Annotated in this window: 14 protein-coding genes; 1 reads left to right on the top strand and 13 read right to left on the bottom strand. The window is 65.2% G+C overall.

Translation table 11 applies throughout. The features are described from left to right. Positions 1-9: 9 nt before the first annotated feature. Both meaB and scpA read right to left on the bottom strand, forming a co-directional pair. Complete coding sequence (gene meaB / locus QTI66_RS08115; RefSeq protein ID WP_286559055.1) at positions 10-1,044, bottom strand: methylmalonyl Co-A mutase-associated GTPase MeaB; 1,035 nt, start codon at positions 1,042-1,044, stop codon at positions 10-12. 4 nt (positions 1,045-1,048) lie between these two features. Further along, entirely contained in the window at positions 1,049-3,205 is a 2,157-nt protein-coding gene (gene scpA / locus QTI66_RS08110; protein WP_286558773.1) for a methylmalonyl-CoA mutase, read from the bottom strand. 132 nt (positions 3,206-3,337) lie between these two features. On the opposite strand from scpA, the gene QTI66_RS08105 reads away from it, so the two are divergent. After that, complete coding sequence (locus tag QTI66_RS08105; protein ID WP_286558771.1) at positions 3,338-3,988, top strand: GntR family transcriptional regulator; 651 nt, start codon at positions 3,338-3,340, stop codon at positions 3,986-3,988. Positions 3,989-4,042: 54 nt separating this feature from the next. Here the strand turns inward: QTI66_RS08105 and dusA are convergent, their stop codons facing one another. The 11 genes from dusA to tssL form a co-directional block, all read right to left on the bottom strand. Continuing rightward, positions 4,043-5,089, bottom strand: coding sequence for a tRNA dihydrouridine(20/20a) synthase DusA (dusA, locus tag QTI66_RS08100; protein ID WP_286558770.1), 1,047 nt, complete (start codon positions 5,087-5,089; stop codon positions 4,043-4,045). A 62-nt stretch (positions 5,090-5,151) separates the two neighbouring features. Continuing rightward, positions 5,152-6,123 carry a hypothetical protein gene (locus QTI66_RS08095; protein ID WP_286558767.1) on the bottom strand — a complete coding sequence of 324 codons (972 nt, stop codon included), beginning with the start codon at positions 6,121-6,123 and terminating at the stop codon, positions 5,152-5,154. Then, positions 6,120-7,193, bottom strand: coding sequence for a type VI secretion system protein TssA (locus tag QTI66_RS08090; RefSeq protein ID WP_286558765.1), 1,074 nt, complete (start codon positions 7,191-7,193; stop codon positions 6,120-6,122). Before QTI66_RS08090 ends, QTI66_RS08095 begins: the two co-directional genes overlap by 4 nt. Positions 7,194-7,216: 23 nt before the next feature. Beyond that, positions 7,217-8,359: a type VI secretion system baseplate subunit TssG gene (gene tssG / locus QTI66_RS08085; protein ID WP_286558763.1), complete on the bottom strand. Its 1,143-nt coding sequence runs from the start codon at positions 8,357-8,359 to the stop codon at positions 7,217-7,219. After that, positions 8,359-10,239: a type VI secretion system baseplate subunit TssF gene (tssF, locus tag QTI66_RS08080; protein ID WP_286558761.1), complete on the bottom strand. Its 1,881-nt coding sequence runs from the start codon at positions 10,237-10,239 to the stop codon at positions 8,359-8,361. The genes tssG and tssF overlap by 1 nt, the downstream gene beginning before the upstream one ends. 9 nt (positions 10,240-10,248) lie before the next feature. Next, positions 10,249-10,854 (bottom strand): type VI secretion system baseplate subunit TssE, encoded by a 606-nt coding sequence (gene tssE, locus QTI66_RS08075; protein ID WP_444814963.1) that lies wholly within the window; start codon positions 10,852-10,854, stop codon positions 10,249-10,251. Then, the gene (locus tag QTI66_RS08070; RefSeq protein WP_286558757.1) at positions 10,841-11,722 is read right to left on the bottom strand and encodes a type VI secretion system accessory protein TagJ; all 882 of its coding nucleotides are present in this window, start codon (positions 11,720-11,722) and stop codon (positions 10,841-10,843) included. The genes tssE and QTI66_RS08070 overlap by 14 nt, the downstream gene beginning before the upstream one ends. 37 nt (positions 11,723-11,759) lie before the next feature. After that, the gene (locus tag QTI66_RS08065; protein WP_286558755.1) at positions 11,760-12,842 is read right to left on the bottom strand and encodes a TagK domain-containing protein; all 1,083 of its coding nucleotides are present in this window, start codon (positions 12,840-12,842) and stop codon (positions 11,760-11,762) included. Further along, a complete protein-coding gene (gene tagF, locus QTI66_RS08060) occupies positions 12,842-13,594 on the bottom strand; it encodes a type VI secretion system-associated protein TagF (RefSeq protein ID WP_286558753.1) in 753 nt (250 codons plus the stop codon). Before tagF ends, QTI66_RS08065 begins: the two co-directional genes overlap by 1 nt. A gap of 10 nt (positions 13,595-13,604) precedes the next feature. Next, positions 13,605-17,783: a type VI secretion system membrane subunit TssM gene (gene tssM, locus QTI66_RS08055; protein ID WP_286558751.1), complete on the bottom strand. Its 4,179-nt coding sequence runs from the start codon at positions 17,781-17,783 to the stop codon at positions 13,605-13,607. A 23-nt stretch (positions 17,784-17,806) separates the two neighbouring features. Then, positions 17,807-19,285 carry a type VI secretion system protein TssL, long form gene (tssL, locus tag QTI66_RS08050; RefSeq protein WP_286558749.1) on the bottom strand — a complete coding sequence of 493 codons (1,479 nt, stop codon included), beginning with the start codon at positions 19,283-19,285 and terminating at the stop codon, positions 17,807-17,809. Positions 19,286-19,427: the final 142 nt, after the last annotated feature.

The following is a 19,427-nucleotide window of genomic DNA, read 5'->3' as shown; positions in this document are numbered from 1 at the left end:
GGGGGCACGTCAGGCCGCGCTTGCCGAGGCTGCCAGCAGGTTGCGCGCGGCGGTCGAGGCCGGCAGTTCGCCGTCCGCCACCTGCCGGGACAATTGCGGCAAGAGCATACGCACTTGCGGGTGTTGCCTGAAGGCCTGTTTGAGTCCTGCGTCGATGCGCTCCCACATCCACGACAGGGCCTGTTTTTCACGGCGTCTGGCCAGGCGGCCATTGCGGGTCTGCAATGTCCGGAATTGCGTGACGGCTGCCCAGAACGCGTCCAGGCCCGTTCCGGCCAGGGCGCTCATCTGCAGCACCTTTGGCATCCAGAGTTCGAGTTCGGCGCCGCTGGCATCGTGCATGGCGGCCGCGTGCTCGGGATTGCCGTGGTGCCCGAAAAGGCGCAGCGCCGACGTGATCTGCGCCTGCGCGCGTGTCGCGGCATCCTTGTCGATGTCGGCCTTGTTGATGACCACCAGATCGGCCAGTTCCATCACGCCTTTCTTTATGGCCTGCAAGTCGTCGCCGGCATTGGGCAACTGCAGCAGCACGAACATGTCCGTCATGCCTGAAACCGCCGTTTCCGACTGGCCAACGCCCACCGTTTCGACGATGACGATGTCGTAGCCCGCGGCCTCGCACACCAGCATGGCTTCGCGCGTTTTCTCGGCCACGCCGCCCAACGTACCGGACGAAGGGCTGGGGCGGATGTAGGCGCGCTCGTGCATCGAGAGCCGCTCCATGCGCGTCTTGTCGCCGAGGATCGAGCCGCCGGACACCGTCGACGACGGGTCGATGGTGAGGACTGCGACGCGATGGCCCTTGTCGATGAGGAACAAGCCCAATGCCTCGATGAACGTCGACTTGCCGACGCCGGGAACACCCGAGATGCCGAGGCGAAACGACCGCCCCGTCGAAGGCAGCAGGGCGGTGAGCAACTCGTCGGCCAGCACGCGGTGATCGGCCCGCGTCGACTCCAGCAAGGTGATCGCCTTGGCGATGGCACGGCGCTGGGGCAAGCCCGATTCGGAGACGACCGATTCGACCGTGACCGGGGTTCGCACCACGTCAGGCTACCGCTGCGCGAATCTGCTCCAGCACGTCTTTCGCGCTGGCCGGAATCGGCGTGCCGGGGCCATAAATGCCCTTGACGCCCGCTTCGTACAGGAAGTCGTAGTCCTGCCGCGGAATCACGCCGCCGACGAAGACGATGATGTCGTCGGCGCCCTGCTTTTTGAGCTCTTCGATGATTGCGGGCACCAACGTCTTGTGGCCGGCGGCCAGTGTGGAGACGCCCACGGCGTGCACGTCGTTCTCGATGGCTTGGCGCGCGCACTCTTCCGGCGTCTGGAACAGCGGGCCCATGTCCACATCGAATCCGAGGTCCGCGAATGCGGTTGCGACCACCTTCGCGCCGCGGTCATGGCCGTCCTGCCCGAGCTTGGAAATCATCACGCGCGGACGGCGGCCCTGCTCTTCGGCGAAGGCGGCGATTTCGTGCTGCAGCGTCTCCCAGCCTTCGGCCGAGTCGTAGGCCGCGGCGTAGACGCCAGTGACCTTCTGCGTGTCGGCGCGGTGGCGGCCGTAGACCTTTTCCAGTGCATCGCTGATCTCGCCGACCGTGGCGCGCAGGCGCACCGCCTGGATGCTCAGTTCGAGCAGGTTGCCCTTGCCGCTGTCGGCCGCGGCCGTCAGCGCGTCCAGGGCGGCCTGCACGGCAGCCGTGTCACGCTTTTCGCGAATCGCCTTGAGCTTGGCAATCTGCCCGTCGCGCACCTTGACGTTGTCGATTTGCAGGATGTCGTGCGTGTCTTCGTTCTTGAGCTTGTACTTGTTGACGCCGACGATCACGTCCTTGCCCGAGTCGATGCGGGCCTGCTTGTCGGCCGCGGCGGCTTCGATCTTGAGCTTGGCCCAGCCGCTGTCCACGGCCTTGGTCATGCCGCCCATCGCCTCGACTTCCTCGATGATTTCCCACGCCTTGTCCGCCATGTCCTGCGTGAGCTTCTCCATCATGTAGCTGCCGGCCCAGGGGTCGATCACGCTCGTGATGTGGGTCTCTTCCTGGATGATGAGCTGCGTGTTGCGTGCGATGCGGGCGCTGAATTCGGTGGGCAGCGCGATGGCTTCGTCGAGCGCGTTGGTGTGCAGGCTTTGCGTCCCGCCGAACACCGCGGCCATCGCCTCGATGGTGGTGCGCACGACGTTGTTGTACGGGTCTTGTTCCGTGAGCGACCAGCCGGAGGTCTGGCAGTGCGTGCGCAGCATCAGGCTCTTGGCGTTCTTCGGCTCGAACTCCTTCATGATCCGGCACCACAGGAGGCGCGCGGCGCGCATCTTGGCGACTTCCAGATAGAAGTTCATGCCGATGGCCCAGAAGAAGCTCAGGCGCCCGGCGAACCCGTCCACGTCCAGGCCCTTGGCCAGCGCCGTCTTCACGTATTCCTTGCCGTCGGCCAGCGTGAAGGCGAGTTCCAGCGCCTGGTTCGCGCCGGCTTCCTGCATGTGGTAGCCGCTGATCGAGATCGAGTTGAACTTCGGCATGTTCTGCGCCGTGTACTCGATGATGTCGCCGATGATCCGCATGCTCGGCGCCGGCGGGAAGATGTAGGTGTTGCGGACCATGAACTCCTTGAGGATGTCGTTCTGGATGGTTCCGCTCAACTGGTCCTGCGCAACGCCTTGCTCTTCGGCTGCGACCACGTAGCCCGCCAGCACCGGCAGCACGGCGCCGTTCATGGTCATCGACACAGAGACCTTGTCCAGCGGGATCTGGTCGAACAGGATCTTCATGTCCTCGACCGAGTCGATGGCCACCCCGGCCTTGCCGACGTCGCCCGTCACGCGCGGATGGTCGCTGTCGTAGCCGCGGTGGGTGGCCAGGTCGAAGGCGACGCTCACGCCCTGTCCGCCGGCGGCCAGCGCCTTGCGATAGAAGGCGTTGGATTCCTCGGCGGTCGAGAAGCCGGCGTACTGGCGGATGGTCCAGGGGCGCACGGCGTACATGGTCGCCTGCGGGCCGCGCAGGAAGGGCTCGAAGCCCGGCAGCGTGTCGGTGTATTTCAGGCCTTCGAGGTCGGCCGCGGTGTACAGCGGCTTGACGGCGATGCCGTCCGGCGTCATCCAGTTCAGGGCGTTCACGTCGCCACCGGGGGCGGATTTGGCGGCGGCCTTGTTCCAGGCGTCGAGGGTCGCAGTTTTGAAGTTGGGTTCGGTTTTGCTCATAAGCGCCGCTTTGCAAGTGTCTTGCGAATGTCAAGGGAGTGTCCGCGCAGGGTGCGGAGAGTTCAAGGTGCCAAGTTTACCCTATCTGTAATTATTAATTTAAAAGAATAAATTGCGGTACATTCGGGGTCTATGTCCGCTGCTCTCACTTTGACCCCGCGCGCCCTCTATGAAGAGGTCGCCGAACTGCTGCGCCAGCGCATCTTCAGTCGCGAACTCGAGCCGGGGAGCTGGATCGACGAACTCAAGCTGGCCGAGGAATACGGCATCAGCCGCACGCCGTTGCGCGAGGCGCTGAAGGTTCTCGCCGCCGAAGGACTGGTGACCATGAAGGTGCGGCGCGGCGCCTATGTGACCGAGGTGTCAGAAAAAGACCTGGCCGACGTCTACCACCTGCTCAGCCTGCTGGAAAGCGATGCGGCCGGCGTGGTGGCCCAGCGCGCCACCGATGCGCAAGTGGCGGAACTCGAAGCCCTGCACGACGAACTGGAGGCAGCCGCGGTGCCGGGCCACGTCGATCGCGGACGCTTCTTTGCAATCAACGAGCGCTTTCACATGCGGCTGCTGGCCATGGCGGACAACCGCTGGCGCGACCAGATGGTCGCCGACCTGCGAAAGGTGATGAAGCTCAACCGCCACAACTCGCTGCTGAAGTCGGGCCGCATCGATGAGTCGCTTCACGAGCACCGGGAGCTCATGGCCGCGATCAAGGCGCGCGATGCGGGCGATGCCATGGCACGCATGCAGAAGCACTTTCTCAACGGGCTGGAAGCGGCCAACTGAAATCGGCTGGTTGCCGCACGGCGCCGCGCGGCAACTGTTTCTTGCTCGAATTCCTTACGAAGCCAGGCTGGCGAGCGCCTGATCGGGCGCGTCCGCGCCCTCGCGGCCTTGCGGCGTTGCGTGGGCTTGCACCATGACTTCATGGGGCGGGAGCCCCTTCAGACGGTGGTCGCTCCACACCTGCCGCCAGCGCCGGGCACCGGGCAGCCCGTTGCGAAGCCCCAGCATGTGGCGCGCGATGTTGGACCACGGGGTGCCGTGCTCGGCGGCCTCGCGTGCCATGTAGTCGCACATTTGCGCCTCGACGTCTTCACGCGTGAGTTCGCGCGGCGCTTCGCCGAAGAAGCTGCTGTCCCACTCCGCCAGCCACCAGGGGTTGTGATAGGCCTCGCGCCCGATCATCACGCCATCGAGAAGGCGCAACTGCCGATGCACGGCGTCGTTCGCCGCGAAGCCGCCATTGATCGAGAAGCGCAGATGCGGGAACTCATGCTTGAGCCGATGCACTACCTCGTAGCGCAAGGGCGGCACCTCGCGGTTCTGCTTGGGCGACAAGCCCTTGAGCCACGCGTTGCGCGCGTGCACGATGAACGTGGTGCAACCGGCTTCGCTCACGGCGCCGACAAAGTCCCGCACGAACTCATAGCGCTCGATCTTGTCGATGCCAATGCGATGCTTCACCGTGACGGGCACGCTCGTCGCGTCGACCATCGCCTTGACGCAATCGGCCACGAGGGGCGCCTCGTTCATCAGGCAGGCGCCAAAGGCACCGCGCTGTACGCGCTCGCTGGGGCATCCGCAGTTGAGGTTGATCTCGTCGTAGCCCCACTCTTCGCCGAGCTTTGCGCAATGCGCCAGGTCGACCGGCTCGCTGCCGCCGAGTTGAAGGGCGACGGGATGCTCCTGCGCATCGAAGCGCAGATGCCGAGGCACGTCGCCGTGGATGAGCGCGCCCGTGGTCACCATTTCGGTATACAGCAGGGTGCGGCGGCTCAGGAGGCGATGGAAGTAACGGCAGTGGCGGTCCGTCCAATCCATCATGGGCGCGACGGAAATGCGACTGGCGTCGAAAGGCGGTGAAATGTCGTTGGAAGCGGTCACGGGGAAATTGGGAGCGGCGGACGTGCCACCCCGCATTTTCCCCGACTTGTCGCGGCAGCGCCCTAAAGGCTGCTCAACGGCGGCTTGCGGGGCGCCGGCAGGATGCGCTTGCGCGGCTTGTCCGGCGTGGGCAGTTCAGGCGGCAAGGCGTCGAGTTCCTCATCGCTGAGTTCGCGCTCGACGTGCTCCGGCGCATCGAAGGGCTCTCGCCGTGGCAAGGGCGTGTGCAGAAGCTCGGGTGGGCGTGCCGATACCGCATCTGTGGGCGTTGGCTCGAACGGCCGGGAAACGGGCGCGCCAATTTCCGGCAGTTGCGAAAACGATCCCACACGCCTGACCTGCGGCGGGGTCAGCAGCTGGATCATCCTGCGCAGTTCACCCGCATGGCGACCGGCCTGCTCCAGTTGCTCGGCGTGCAGGCGAGCCTGTTCGCGAAGGAACGCGTCCAGTCGATCGCCCTGCTGCTGGCCAAGAAAGTCGATCTCGACCTGAATGGCCTGCTGGACCCATTGCGTGACACGCTGAAGCGTCTCCTGCAAGGACTGATCAACGTGCGCCAAGGTTTGCGCCTGCCCATCTTGCTGCGACTGCCTGATTGCCTCGCGCTGCTGGCCGAGTTGTCGGCTCACCTGCTGTTCAATGTCCTTGCCAACGCCTTTACTGCGCTGCTCCGCCTGCCCCATCAAGCGCTCGGCTTGCGCGGCGAGCAACCGCGTTTGATGCTCCAGATGCGCGCGCAAGCTTTCCTGAACCGTCTCAGCGATCTGCTGCTGCGATGCGCGAAGGGCGAGCAGTTGGCGGGCGAACTCATCCGGGTGCGCCTTGTGTCCAGGCGCGCCCTCGCCATCGCCCAACCTGCCGATGGCGGTGCGGAACGCGGCATCCTGCGCGCGCGATTGGGCCGTGAGTTGGGCATCCAGCTGCAGGGTCCATTGGCCCTGTGCCTTGCGCAAGACCAGCCATGCACCTGCGGCAGCGCCGATGACACCCAGCGCGAGGCTGGAGGCCAACAAGATCATCCACTCCGTATTCACGATGGCTCTCCCGAGGCACCGTCCGACTCTTCGGAATCCCACTTCCTGAGCAGGTCCAGGGGAATGGAATCGGCGATCTGGGAAAAGCGTTTGCCCACCATCCGCTCGGCCTGCAGGAGCAGCACGGCCACCGGGCTGCTGGGCTCATGGGCTTCGAACCATTCGCGCGCCTGGCGAATGCTGACGAGAACCTGGGCGCGCGTGGCAGGCTTGCTGCCGGCGCGGGGCGTTGCCCCGTGCCAAGGCTCTTCGGCATGAGCGCCCTGCCCGGCCAATCCCTCGGCGCGTTCTTGCAGCAGGTCAGGCTCCGGCGCAGGCTCGGCGAAGTGATCCAGGATTCTGAGAAGCGCTTGAAGCGAAGGCGCATCGTCCGCCAGGTACCGCTTGCACCACGCCGCGATGTCGTGCGCCTTGCGTGCGCTGAGCGCCAGCAGGTTGATCGTCGCCTTGGCATCGCCAGCAGCCGCTTCCCGAAGTGCCTGGAGTTGCTGCGTTACTGCGTCGGCCCCCAAAGCGTCCGCGCTTCTGGGAATCGCAAAGGCGCGCTCCACGTCGCGAACGCTCAGCCGCACACCCGTGTGCGTGGCAATCACGATCTCGCGCACATCGGCCAACAGGCCGTCGGGATCCACCAGCGCGGCCAGCGCATTGGCACGCACCGCCGGATCAAGCTCGCCATCGACCATCAGCTGTGGATGGACCGCTTCAGGCCACGTGTGCAACGTCGTCGCGATCATCTGGAGGACCTGCGCCAGACCCGCCGCATGGGCCAGCCGCGTGCGCGCACGGCAAAGCCACACGAGCAGGTTGATGTCCTTGGTTCGCAGCATCAAGCGGCGGCAGTCGCGCTCGATCTCTGCCCAGTTGGGCCCTTCGGGTGCGTCGACAAAGCCGCCGTACTGTGCTTCGCCGCGTGGCGTCATGCGCGACAGGAGCACGGCAAATTCAGCGTCGTATTCCAGGCTGATGCCGCAGGGCGCCTGCGCGTTGATGGGCATCAGCCAGTCCGGCGTTGGGCATTCCGGAACGCCAGCGCTTGCCGCGATGGGGGCATGGGTCAATTGGGTCATGAATTGCCAGGGTTCGAACTAACTCAGTGAATGGGGATTGCGCGTGTGCCGATGTACTGTTCAGGCTCGAAGACCATGCCGACTGCGTAGTCCACAGCGGGCGCGCCCGACGGCCGCCGCGTCGCCTGGGCGCCGCCAGCGGCCTCGCCGAGCCAAGTCGACCATCCAAGCTTTTCCTTGTCTTCCAGCCGGGCGGGCGGCGCGCTGTCGTTGCGCACGCGCAGTTCCACTTCCCACACGAACTCGTAGCCGACGAAGCCTCGGACCCATTCGACAAGCAGCGGCAGGTCCTGCCCCTGCGGCGTGAAGCGCAGGTATTGCTGCAGGGTCAAGGGGCCGAGGACGAGGCGGAACTTGTTCTGCCGGTCCGCCACGACCTCGCCGGCAATCGCGCCCACGCCCATGATGCTGGACGTGCGCGCCTTGCCGAGGTGGCTTTGGTCTTCCTCGTCGATGCGGATCCAGTGCATGACGAATTCCTGGAGCTGCACCGGCACGGCGAAGAATCGGGCGAGCGTGTTGGCTAGGCCATCGGGATTGCGTGATTCGCGGCTCAGGTGTGTCGACGCCGCAAGGCGCGCATGCGCAGGCAGCGCCGATTGCCGGATCTCCAGCGGATCGTGTCCCGTGAGTCGCGCAACGTAGCGGCTGAAGGTTTCCTCGTCGGCGCGGTCAAGCCCTGCAGCCGCCTGGCTTTGCGCCCACGCCCGGTGCATGTGCGTGAGGTAGCGGTGATGGAACACGTCCAGAAAATCCGCGAGCGTGCTGTCGTTGTGGTTCTCGGTGCGCTCGCGCACCAGCTCGCTGTAATGCAGCGGCAAGGCGCCATTGGGCCCGAGCAGCCCCAATCCGTAGACGCGAACCATCGGATGCGCGGGGTTGTTGCCCCCGCGCGGCGGTGCTTCGCCGGGCGCACGCACCTGTTGCGACTCGCCCGGCAACACCACTTCGGCAATTTCGCGCGGCGCAAAGGTCAGCGCGGCGCTCTGTCCCAGCCTGAATGGCTCCTGCTGCGGCCGGCTCGCGAGGCCAATGGCGGGCAGTTGCGAATGCACGGCACCGATGCGCCGCATGAGAGCGGTGAAGCCGAACTTCCACGGCGCCGCACGCAGACGCGCAAACAGCTCCTGAAGACCAAGCAACCCTGAATCAGTGTCGCGCCGCATCAAACGATGCCCCGACCGCCCATGCGCACCGGCCATCGCGCCACCGTTCCGCGCTGCATCGATTCGAGCGTGGTCTGCGTGAACACGTTGATGCTCACATGCTTCGCAAGGTAGTGCTCCAGCACCAGGCCGAACAGATAGGGGCTCGTGCCGGAGAAGCCTTCTTCGTCCACGCTCAGGGTGCATTGCACCCCGCGGCCGTAGATCAAGGGGCCCGCACCCGGCAAGCGCCGCGTCACCGGCTCGATGCGCGAGCCCACCAGGCTTTCGATCTGCCGGTTCTGCACTTCGTTGTCCACGGAGACGAAGAGGCGCAGCATGTCGCGCAGTGCCTGGGCGCCTTCACGGTGCGGCATGTCGGCCAGCGGAAGATGATTGAAGCCCAGCTGGCGAATGAGCCGCCATGCGATCTCGCGCTGCGCAAAAGGCGACTTGGGCGTGCTCGGCGGCCGGATCAGGCCCACCGAAGCCACCGGAATCGAATCGGCCACGGCGAGGTCGGAGCGACCGTTGCGCGGCACGAGGCAAGGCAGGTCCCGGTTGGTCAGCAGCGCCTTGACGGACAGGTAGCGGATGTCCTGCGAGTACGGCGCGTCGAGCTGATCGACCAGCGACAGGAAGACCTCGGTGCCGACATAGGGCGTACGCGTGCCGTACTTGCGGGACGTGTCGGAGGCCAGCCGCGGCTCGCGTCGCACCGAGAAATAGCGCCCGTAGTTGCCCTCGTCTTCATTGAGCGTCTGGTAGAGCGGGCGGAACTCCATCGCCGCTGTCGTCTGCGCCTGCTGGCCGACGATGCCCTTGACCGAATACACCTCGAAATCCAGTGGCCGGGAACGGTCTGGCACCAGATGGAATTCAGGTTGCGCCGCGTTGAGCTCGATGCGGTCGGTGCGGCGCTCGAAGAGATTGACCACCGGCGTGCAGAACAACGCGAACTGGTTCACGTCGACCAGGCCGCCCAGGTGCCCGGGCGGCTTGGTCAGCAGCACCAGCACTTCGGCTTCCTTGCCCTGGATGCGCGAAAGCCCGGGCGCCAGCTGGGTGAGCGAGAAGAAATAGAAGCGCTCGGGGCAAGCAAAGTATTCGTGCAGCAGGTTGTGGCCGTGGAAGGTGTTCCATTCCAGCGGCAGCAGGCCCTGCCCCGGCTCAAGGCCTTCATGGACCAGCGCGCCCTCAGTGACGACGTGCGGCCGGTTCATCAGATGGCCCGGCTCGCCGGTGAAGGTCGCCACGGCCGAGGTGTGCAGCAGTTCGAAGAGGTGCGACGCAACCTGCTCATTGCCGCGCAGGTAGACCGGCAACCGGTCCAGCCCCACGAGCGCGCTGAAGTTGAGCTCGCCGACCATGCGCAGCCGCAGGCGCAGCGCGCCCGTCACCTGCACGTGCGCGGGCACGTAGCGCTCGAGGCCGGGGATGTCCGGCGGCGCGCCAGTGAGCTTGGCGTCAACGATCTCGATCGGCCACAGCGTCACGTCCTGGCTCGAACGAAATTCGCAGGGCGTTTCTTCGCCCGCCGGCACGCGCGCATGAAAAGCCGTGTTGCGCGGCACGACAAAGCCACGTGTGAAGTCGCCCTCTTTCACGCTGGGATGCAACTGCGCCACCGCCATCGAGGGCGTCGGGCTCAGGTAGTTGGGATAAAGAACTTCCAGCAGGCGCTGCGTGAAGCGCGGAAACTCCGCGTCCAGCTTGATCTGCATGCGCGCCGACATGAAGCTGAAGGATTCGATGAGCCGCTCCACGTAGGGGTCGGCCACCTCGACCCCATGCATGCCCAATCGGCGCGCGATCTTGGGATGGGACGCGGCGAATTCGCCGGCCGCCTCGCGCATGTAGACCAGTTCCCTGTTGTAGTAGTCGAGGAGTTGCGGATCCATTTAATTCTCTTAGCGGATGGCCCGTGTCGAGCCCTGCGATGCGCGAGAGACGTGCATGCGATTGGTCTCCAGGTCGACCGAGCTTTGCACCGTGAGCTCCAGCGGATAAGGCTTGAGATTGATCATGGCGCGGATCTCGAAGAGCAGGACGTTGTATTCCTCGCTCGCGCCTTCTTTCATGAGCGGCAACACCGTCACTGTTTCGGGAATGAGGCGCGGTTCGAAGTCTGTGACGGCGCGGCGGATGATGCGTTCGATGTCCGCCCACTTGCGCTCCGACAAATAGCTTCCCGCCAGTGGCGGCACGCCGAAGTTGATGGTGGACGACGCGGCCTCGGCGTAGCGCACACGGTCGATCAGGTCTTCGGCATTCGTGGTGTTGAGCAGGAACGCCAGGTCGCGCTGCACGATGTCGCGCATCTGGCTTTGCGTGACGGCGTATTCCGAAGGCGCCTCGGTGGTGCGGCTGGGTGCGTCGTCGCGAAGGCGATCAAACAGCGTTGGCATCAACTGCGCATTGGCGCGAGCCGGCGCGGCGTGACCGACCCGGTGCGCGCGAACGCCGGGATGTGCCCCGCGCCTCAGATGCGATTCTTGCGGGTCATCCTGCGTCATGGAGGAACTCGCAGTGACGCAGATCGAGCAGCGAAACGTCGCCCGCGTCGGTCATCCACATCTTCTGGCCGCGGGCATGAACGCCGGTGCGACCGCATTCGGTCCAAACGGTTTCGCGCGCCATCAGCAGCGCGTCGCGCTCGCCCGCATGCACGGGGTATCGCATCGGCATGTAGCCCTTCAGCGGCGTTCCGTCGCGCAGTTCGATATCGACCTGGCTCCAGACGAGGTCGAGCAGGCGCTGAGGCGGCGCCTTGGTGATGGAGCGCATGTCGCAAAACGGCAGCCATCGGTAGGCGCCAATGAGGATCACCTCGCAGACCGGCCCGATGCGTGTGTCCGAATCCGTGATCCATGAAAAGGCGCCCAGGTGGTCGCAGGAGCCGGGCGTGTCGGGCGCCTGCGCCAGCGCGGCCTCGCGTGCGGCGTCGCTGGCCTCGCTGGCCTGCAAGTCTTCGTTGCCGGCGTGAAGCTCCCCCGCGGCCACACGCAGGGCTTGGGACAGGCCCGCCATCCATGCCGGCACCGGTGTCTCTGATGCAGAAACGGTCAAGACCTCGGCGCGGCCGGCAAGAACCTCCACACGCGCATGCTCAGCGCGGATCAGGCCGCGCATGACATGGGCCGTGCTGTCCACTCCCTCTTTGGAGAGCTCAGCCCAGGTTTGCAACTGCTTGAGTGCCCGTTCCCACTGCCCCAGCACGCACAGCAGTTCGAACAGCAGCCAACGCATCTGGGCGTCTTGCGGGCGCATGCGGACGTCGGCTTCCACGCGACTCAGGTTGTCGGCGAGCGAACGGGCCTGCGACCACTGGCGAAAGGATTGCGCGCTTTCGTGTCGAAGGGCGGAACTGGGCGTTGTCGTCATGGATGGGATCGGATGGTTTGTAGGCCAACTGGAATGTTCATTCGTCTTCGTCCGTATTGCGCACACGCGTGCCGATGCGCACATGGCTGTCCGGCGAGAGTGCGTGATGCTCCTGGCGCGTCAGGCTTGGCACGTGTGTGCGGGCCGTGCCGGCGATGTCCGGTGCGAAGAGATGCAACACGTCTTCTGATTTCTCGGGCTCCATCAGGTCTGGCGTACCCAGTGGATCGAAGTCTTCGATGACGCGATCGATGCCTTCGCGCGGCAGGAGAATGTCGCGCAACAAGGGGAAGGATTCGGCCTGCTCGCTGAGCTCATCCAGCGTCGGGGCCTGCTCGCCGTCGGATGAAAGAAAGCCTTCCCAATCCGTGCGTCCGGCCAGCTGCGTGGGATCGCGAACCACGCGCACGAATTCATCGTGCAGTTCGTCAAACAGGGAGCTGGACGGCTTGGGGCGCGGCGGGCTTTGCACAACCTGCAACGCAGGCCGTGCAACGGGCGCAGCCGCCGGTGCAGGTGCGTCGCCGAGGAGCCCTTGGAGCGCATCGATTCGCGGTCGGGCATCGACACCTTCGATGTCGAGCACGCCGAAGGGATCTTCGGATTCCTCTTCCTGCCGGGTGGGCATGACCAACGAAGCAAGGTCGCAAAGGTCGAAGTCGTCTTCTGCCGACGCCGCCTTGGGCGACGCTGTCGTCGCGGGATCAACTGCCGCAAGGCCTTCCAATGCCGCCAGGGACGAGCGCTGAGCGGCCTTGCCCATCGAAGGGTGGGCTATCTCGACTGCAAAGCGCAGCAGTTCGACTTCGATCACGTCGCCGGGCCAGATCTGCACAGGCCGATCGACCATCACGCGCACGTCGTTGACCGAACAAACCAGCGATGCGTCGCCATTGAGCAGTTGCCAGCAATAGTCCGGCGCATTCCAGAGGATGCGACACAAGCTGGCACGCCCCTGCGGAATGGGGGCTCCCCCGAACTCGAGCACCGCTCCCATGCCCACGCCCCCGGCCGGGACCAGCATCTGCGCATCACGCTCCGCGCCGCGGCTGTGCGTCAATCGCAGCGCGAGGTCGGTCAGGGATGCCCCTTCCGGAAATGGATCATTCGCAGCGTGCATCACGATTCGCCCCACAGTCTTTGCAGCCGGTTGGCGGCGTTGACGAAGCGGCCTTGCGCATCCTGTTGCCAGAACACGCCATGTCGGTGTGGCCTGTGCAAGCACTCGGGCCAATCCGCCCACGGCAGATGACGCACGCCATGCAAGCGGCCTGCGAGATCGGCGGCAGACGCGGGACCGGCCCACCGATCGACCAGCGCGCCCGAGTTGTCAGCGATCGGCGGCGATGCCGGACGCCCTTCCACCTTGTGGCCGGCCCAAAGCTCCGTCCAGGCCGGCGCATGCAGACTCCACAGCTCGTTCACCGTGCGCCGCAGCGACGGCATGTCCGAGATGTTCACTTCGTTGGTATGGCGCGCAATCGCACGCGCGAGCCAGAACAACCAGTCGCGCGGTTGACGCACGTGAGATTCAAAATGCCGTTGCACCCAGCGCGGATGCGCGAGGTGGTAGACCAGCAGCGGGTGACGTCGCCCGACACCATCGCTGGATGGTGTGATGACGCCGACCACGAAACGCTTCGACGCAAACGACAGCGTTCCCGGCGGCAACACGAAGGCAGAAGGCAGCACGGCCGGCGAATCGCCTTCTTCGTCGTTTGCAGCGGCGCGCCCCAATTGGGCGAGCCAAGGCTGCCAGCCTTCGCTTTCACCGTGGCGCATGCCGTGGCGCACGAAGTCCGAATGCGCCGGGAGCTTGCCCCAGATGGCAGGCGGCGTGACCAGGTTGGACTCGATGATTTTACGCAACATGACAATGCAATCAGGAGGCCCGGCCGGGGCAGCGGTAGCCCTTGAGCACGTCGCTGTTGAGCGGATTGGGCTGGCTGCCGGAGCCGATGTCGATGAGCGCCTTGCGACCATCGAAGGCAAACTCGACGCTGGTACGACCCGGCGTTGCCGTGTCGGCGATCCGCCCTTTTTCGAGCAGGCGAAACAACGCCCACGGGCCTTGCGCCAGCAGGCTGGAGGTCGTCGGCGTGATGCGTGGATTCGCCGTGAGTTCCGCCATGGCGCCGCCACGCGGTCCCGGCCAGGTGACCGAGAACGCCTGCACCGGGCCATGCGCGTAGCGATCGCCCTGGCCGTCGATGTCGATCACGAGGTCCGTGATGCTCGGCTCGAGTTCCTGGACCTTCAGGTCCATCTTCCACGAAAACTTCTTGCCGCCCGCATCGCGGAAGAACAGGTCGCGAATCTGCTTTGCCCGGTAGAACGCGTCGAGGTTCGGCCCGCTTTGCGCGAGCAGCTTGAGCAATTCGCCCAGCATCGTCGGCCCCGTGGCGGCGGGCGCGGGCGGCGTGCCGTTGGCGATGGTCTCGGCGCCCACCATGGTGTTCGCGAAATCGGGACTCTTGTAGCGCCACGGCCGTACGCTGGTGTCGACAAAAGGCGCGAGGTATTTGGTGAAGAACTCATCGGCGGCGCCGCCGGCGGCAAACACCAGCGTGAAGTCTTCGATGGAAGCGTCCTGCGCCACGGCTGCCAGCGGATAGCGGCCTTCCACGCCGCGCTTGCAGGGCTCGCTGACCTGCAGGGCCATCATGCCCATGATGCGGTCGAGTTGCGCCTGCGCCTGCTTGCGCAGGATGAGAGTCGCGCCTTGCACGACCTTTTCGCTGCCGCTGGACGACAGGGCGGTCAGCACCTCACGAAAGGGGGCCGGCAATTTGCCGGCCTCCAGCTTCAAACGTGCACCCACTTCAGCGCCGCCGGGCGGCAGGCTGCCGGCGTTGAGGGCCGTGTCGGCCACCACCAGCAGGGTGTAGAACTCGTTGAGAAGACCGGAGATGGTTTCGAGCCCCGACTTGGTTGCGCCGCCGGCACTGCCCGCGACGTTGATGTCGGGCTGACCCGTCACCACTTCGCGCAGCGCCGCAAAGCGGTTGTCGACGATCTGCTTTTCCAGGCGCTCTTCGGGGCGAATGCCGAAGTTCTTGCCGATCTCGTGGGACTGCTTGTTGAGTTCGTCGGTGGCCTTGTCCAGGAAGCTCTTGTCCTGCTGCGCCCGCGTGACGAGCGGGCGCGACAAGGTGGTTTCGCGCGCCGCTGCACGCGCCAGTCGCGACAGCGGCGAATCGGGCGCCGCGAACTGGCGCAGCACGCTCAGGTCGAAGCCGAGGCTCGTGCCCGTGGTGTCACTGCCGCTGACGGTGCGGATCGAATTCAGGAACGCTTCCCAGTTCTGCGCGTACTCCATCAGGTATTGGCGACGGATGTCTTCGAGCAGCGGGTCGCGTTCGGCCTTGCGCGCGACTTCGTCCAGGGGGCTTTGATCACCCAGGATCCCTTTGTCCTTGCCCTTGGCGACGGTGCCGCGACCCATGACCCATGCGTCGTCCTCCAGCGCCTTGCCCACGAACTCGGGCAGGCGCTTGTTGAAGAGATCGTGATAGCCGTCATAGGTGAACAGGCCGGGCACGCCCTTCTCGAGCGGCTGGCCGCCGGCGCGCGAGAACACCGTGCCGGCCTGCGGCCCCACGGCGCGCACCAGCGTGAACTCCTGCGGCGCCTCCGATTGCATCGCTGCCTTGGCGCGCTCGAAGACACGCTGCGTCGATGTGTTGCTGTTCAGGAAGTCCTGCACCTGGCGAATCAGCGCTTCGTTGGGCAGCGAGTTCGACTGCACGGGCCGCGCGCCCGAGAACAAGGCCTGCACGTGGCCGACCATCGACGCACGGCCTCCGAACGCAGACGCGCTGTCGGCCGTCGCCCAGTCCTTGAGCACCCACTCGCGGATGTCCTGCGCGCCGCCCTTCATGTAGCGCTCCTTGTCGTGCAGGAGCTTGTAGACGCGAAGCGTTTCGTAGGCCGACTTGGAATCGCGTTCCGCCACGCTCCGGGTCAGGACGTCCTCCATGCGCTGCACGATGGATGGCAGCAGCATGTGGTCTTGCAGTGCGGCGTAGGTCGCCTTGGTGGCGTCCAGGACCGGCGGCGCCGAATACAGGCCGTAGGTGAAGCTGCCCGGCGGATCGTTCAGGTCCAGCCCCGAATAGCCGGGGAGTTCTCGCGCGCCGTTGAGCACATCGGGCACGCCCGTCAGCTTGAAGTCGGCATACAGGGCCTTTACACGGTCGGCGAGTTCCTGCGTGCGCTGGCCGACGGTGTCGAGGTACTGGCGATTGTTGCCGTGGCTCAGGACCAATGCACCCGCGAGCCATCCGAACAGGACCACCGCCAGGGTGTGACCCAGCAGGCGCAGCATGCGGAAGCGGAATTCCCATCGGAGGTTCGGGCGAACCAGATGCGCTTCCGGAATGATGATCCTTGTCAGCAACTGGTGGATGAAGAAGCCCTGCTGTCCACGTGAGGGCGAAGTGTCGAGCGGAACAGGTGCTGCATCCGGCTTCCTGGTCGCGGTCGTTGCGGTGGCTGGGGTTGAAGCTGCGTCCGTTTCGCTGCTTTCCTCGGGCGCCTTGCCGGTTTCCGCGTTGGCAGGTTCGCGGATCGCAGCTGCGGCGCCCACTGCGCGCAAGCTGCGCTGCGGCAATCCCATGCTCTTGCGCAGGCGCTCGAGCAACGTATCCGGGTTGGCCGGCACGTCCACCTCCGACTGCGCACCGCTCGTGAAATAAACGCCGCGCAGGGTGTTGTACTGCTGCGTGGCGTCGAAGCGCGAATCGAGGAACACCTCGTCGAGCATCTCCACGAGTGGCACCGTGATGCCCGCAAACTCCTGCGGCAAGGCGAACAGCTTGCGGCGGCGATCGACGTCGAACTCTTCGTTCAGGCGCGTACGCAGGCCCGCCGCGACGCGGTCTTTCAGGAGCGTGAGTTCCGTGCCCACCTGCGCGCGCATGGCCTCGCGGTTGGCCGCGATGTCGCTCGGTCGCCCCCCCTTCATGCCCTGGTAGGGCAAGGTGAAGCCCCAGGCCTGCGTGCGCCCTTCGCTGGTCAGCGACTGGAAATACTCGACGAAGCCGCGCAGCAGGTCCATCTTCGTCACGATGACGTAGACGGGAAAGCGGATGCCCAGCTCCTGGCGCAATTCCGCCAGCCGGTCGCGAATCATGCTCGCATGCTCTGAGCGATCCAGCGGCTTCATCAACAGCAACTCGGCGGCGTTCAGTGCGACGATGACGCCATTGAGCGGCGCACGCGTGCGGTGCTTGCGCAAAAGGCCCAGGAAGCCGTGCCATTCGGCGGGGTCTGTCTGCGGATTGCTTTCCTGCGTGGTGTAGCGGCCGGCGGTGTCGATCAGCACGGCTTCGTTGGTGAACCACCAGTCGCAATGCAGCGTACCGCCCTCCGAGTTCAGCACCATGCTGCGCGGCGCGTTGTTCGCCTGGCGTGCAAGGGGAAACTGCAGGCCGGAGTTCAAGAGCGCCGTCGTCTTTCCGGCTCCCGCGCTGCCGACGATCATGTACCAGGGCAGCTCGTACATGTAGCGCTTGCCCTCGAACAGGCGGCGCAATCCACCCCGGCCACGCAAACCCTTGAGCTGGACGATCGCGCGGTTGACCGTCGCGGTGACTGTCTTGATCTCCTCCTTGGCAACGTCCTGTTCGGCATCACCCTTGCCGAAGTTCAGGAACTTTGCCAGCAGGTCGTCGTTGTTGCGCAGGGCCTGCCAAAGACGGTAGAGCCAGTAGATCGCATACACCACCAGGATGGCGGCAATGATCGCCACCCGCACCCCGACGGGTTCCAGCGGCGTTGCCTGGCCGATGGCCAGCATCGGCCCACCGTGCCACACCAGCAGGCACAAGGCCGCGACACCCACCAGGCTGAAGGGCCCTTTCACCAGCCAGAGAATGCCCATGACCAGCAGCAGCACGATCAGTGCGACGCGCACACCCACCGAACCCAGCGGCCGCAGGCCATCGACCGCCAGCATGGGGCCGACGAACCAGACCACGAGCGCCAGGACCACCATCGCCAGGAAGGCGAACATCTGGCGCGAAAAGATGAAAGACAAGAATTGTTTTAAGTACTGCATGACTGCTCTCCCTGACACGGCGCTCAGCGCGCCGCTTCCCGCGCGGGGACGGCTCCGCTCACGACACGCGACGGTGCCCTGGGTGCGGCGCCCGATGCGCCTGCGGGCGACGCTGCGCGCGCGGGAGCCGAAGCTGCTGGCGCTGGCGTCGCATCGCTGCGCGATGGCGATGCGTCGCCGCCTTGCGTGACCACGACATCCACGCGCCGGTTTTTCGCACGACCTGCTGCGCTCTTGTTGTCAGCCACCGGCGTCGTATCGCCCCGCCCTTCGGTCTGAATGCGCGAGGCATCGACGCCCTTTTCCTTGAACACGTCGGCAACGGCGGCAGCCCGCTTTTCGCTCAGCACCTGGTTGTTCGGGAACTCACGCGTCTTGATGGGCCGATCGTCCGAATGCCCCGTCACGAAGACGGTGCCTGAAACGTTGTTGATCTCTTCGGCAACCTTCGCCAGCACCGGCAGGATCTTTGCGTTCAGGCGCGCCTGTCCGGGGACAAACATGTCGTCGCCCTTGAAGGTCACCGTGCTGTGCTTGTCGTCTTCGTCCACGCTGACGGTACCGCGCGCAATCTCCGCGGACAGCAGTTCTTTGAGGCGAAGCGGCTTGTGCGGTGGCGCCGGTGCCGCTTGCGGCGGGCGCAGTTGGCCAATGGCTTCGATGCCGTGCACGACCTCGCCACTCTCCCGCGTGAGCTGATACTTGTACCAGCCAAATATGCCGAGCAGTGCCAGCGCCAGCAGTGAAAAGGTGACCCACACCGGAATGCTTCGCAGCAAACGGAACTTGCCCGTGCCCACGCCCTTCCAGTGCGGCGACAGATCGTTCGGTACATCACCCCGCGCGGCGGCCAGCAGCGTAAGCAGCCGGTGCCGAATCGTCTCCAGTTGACGCCGTCCGTTGGTGGCCGTGCTGAAACGCCCTTCGAAACCCACGCCCAGAATCTGGTACATCAGCTCCAGAAGATCGGTGTGTTCCTTCGGGCTTGCGGCCAAACGCCCCACCAGCAGGAAGAACTTGTCCCCGCCCTTCGTGTCCCCGTGAAACTGCGCAGCGAGTTGCTGGGAGGCCCAGACGCCGGCCTCGCCGCCCTGCCCCCCGCCCCACTGCGTGCTGTTGGCCGCTTCGTCCAATGCGGTGCACAGCGAATAGCTCGCAGCAACCATGTGCTCGTGCTTGATCTGCGCGTGGCTGCACAGCGACTGAAAGCTGACGACCTCGCGCTCCAGCAGGCGATGCAGGACGCGAACGCTTGTCGGCTCGAGCTTGGCGGGCATGTCGGCAAGAGCACGAAGCAATGGCTGTGCTGCTTCGAGCAATGGGTTCTGTGCGGCCTTGACTGCCGTCAGTCGCACCTGGGCCGAAGGCTCCGGCGCCAACTGGACGCCCAGAGGGATGTCCCCTGATGCGGCCGCTTCCCCGACTCGATCGTCCTGATCGGCGCGAGGCTGGAGTCCGCTGGTTCCGCCGGCGATCTCTTGCGTAGAGTTGTTGTCGAACATGAATGCCTTGGAACGATGAATAGACGAATAGATGGAACTGGGAAAAAATCGCGTGGGGCGCTTACTGGCTCATGAAGAAAAAGCTGCGCACCCGCAGATCGCTTTTGCTTTTCTGCAGCAGGCTCTCGGGCAGTTGAAATCT

Origin of the sequence: Variovorax brevis (genome assembly GCF_030317105.1) — a bacterium.
In the GTDB taxonomy this organism is placed as follows: Bacteria; Pseudomonadota; Gammaproteobacteria; order Burkholderiales; family Burkholderiaceae_C; genus Variovorax; species Variovorax brevis.
This window is presented reverse-complemented; position numbering and strand designations above follow the sequence as displayed.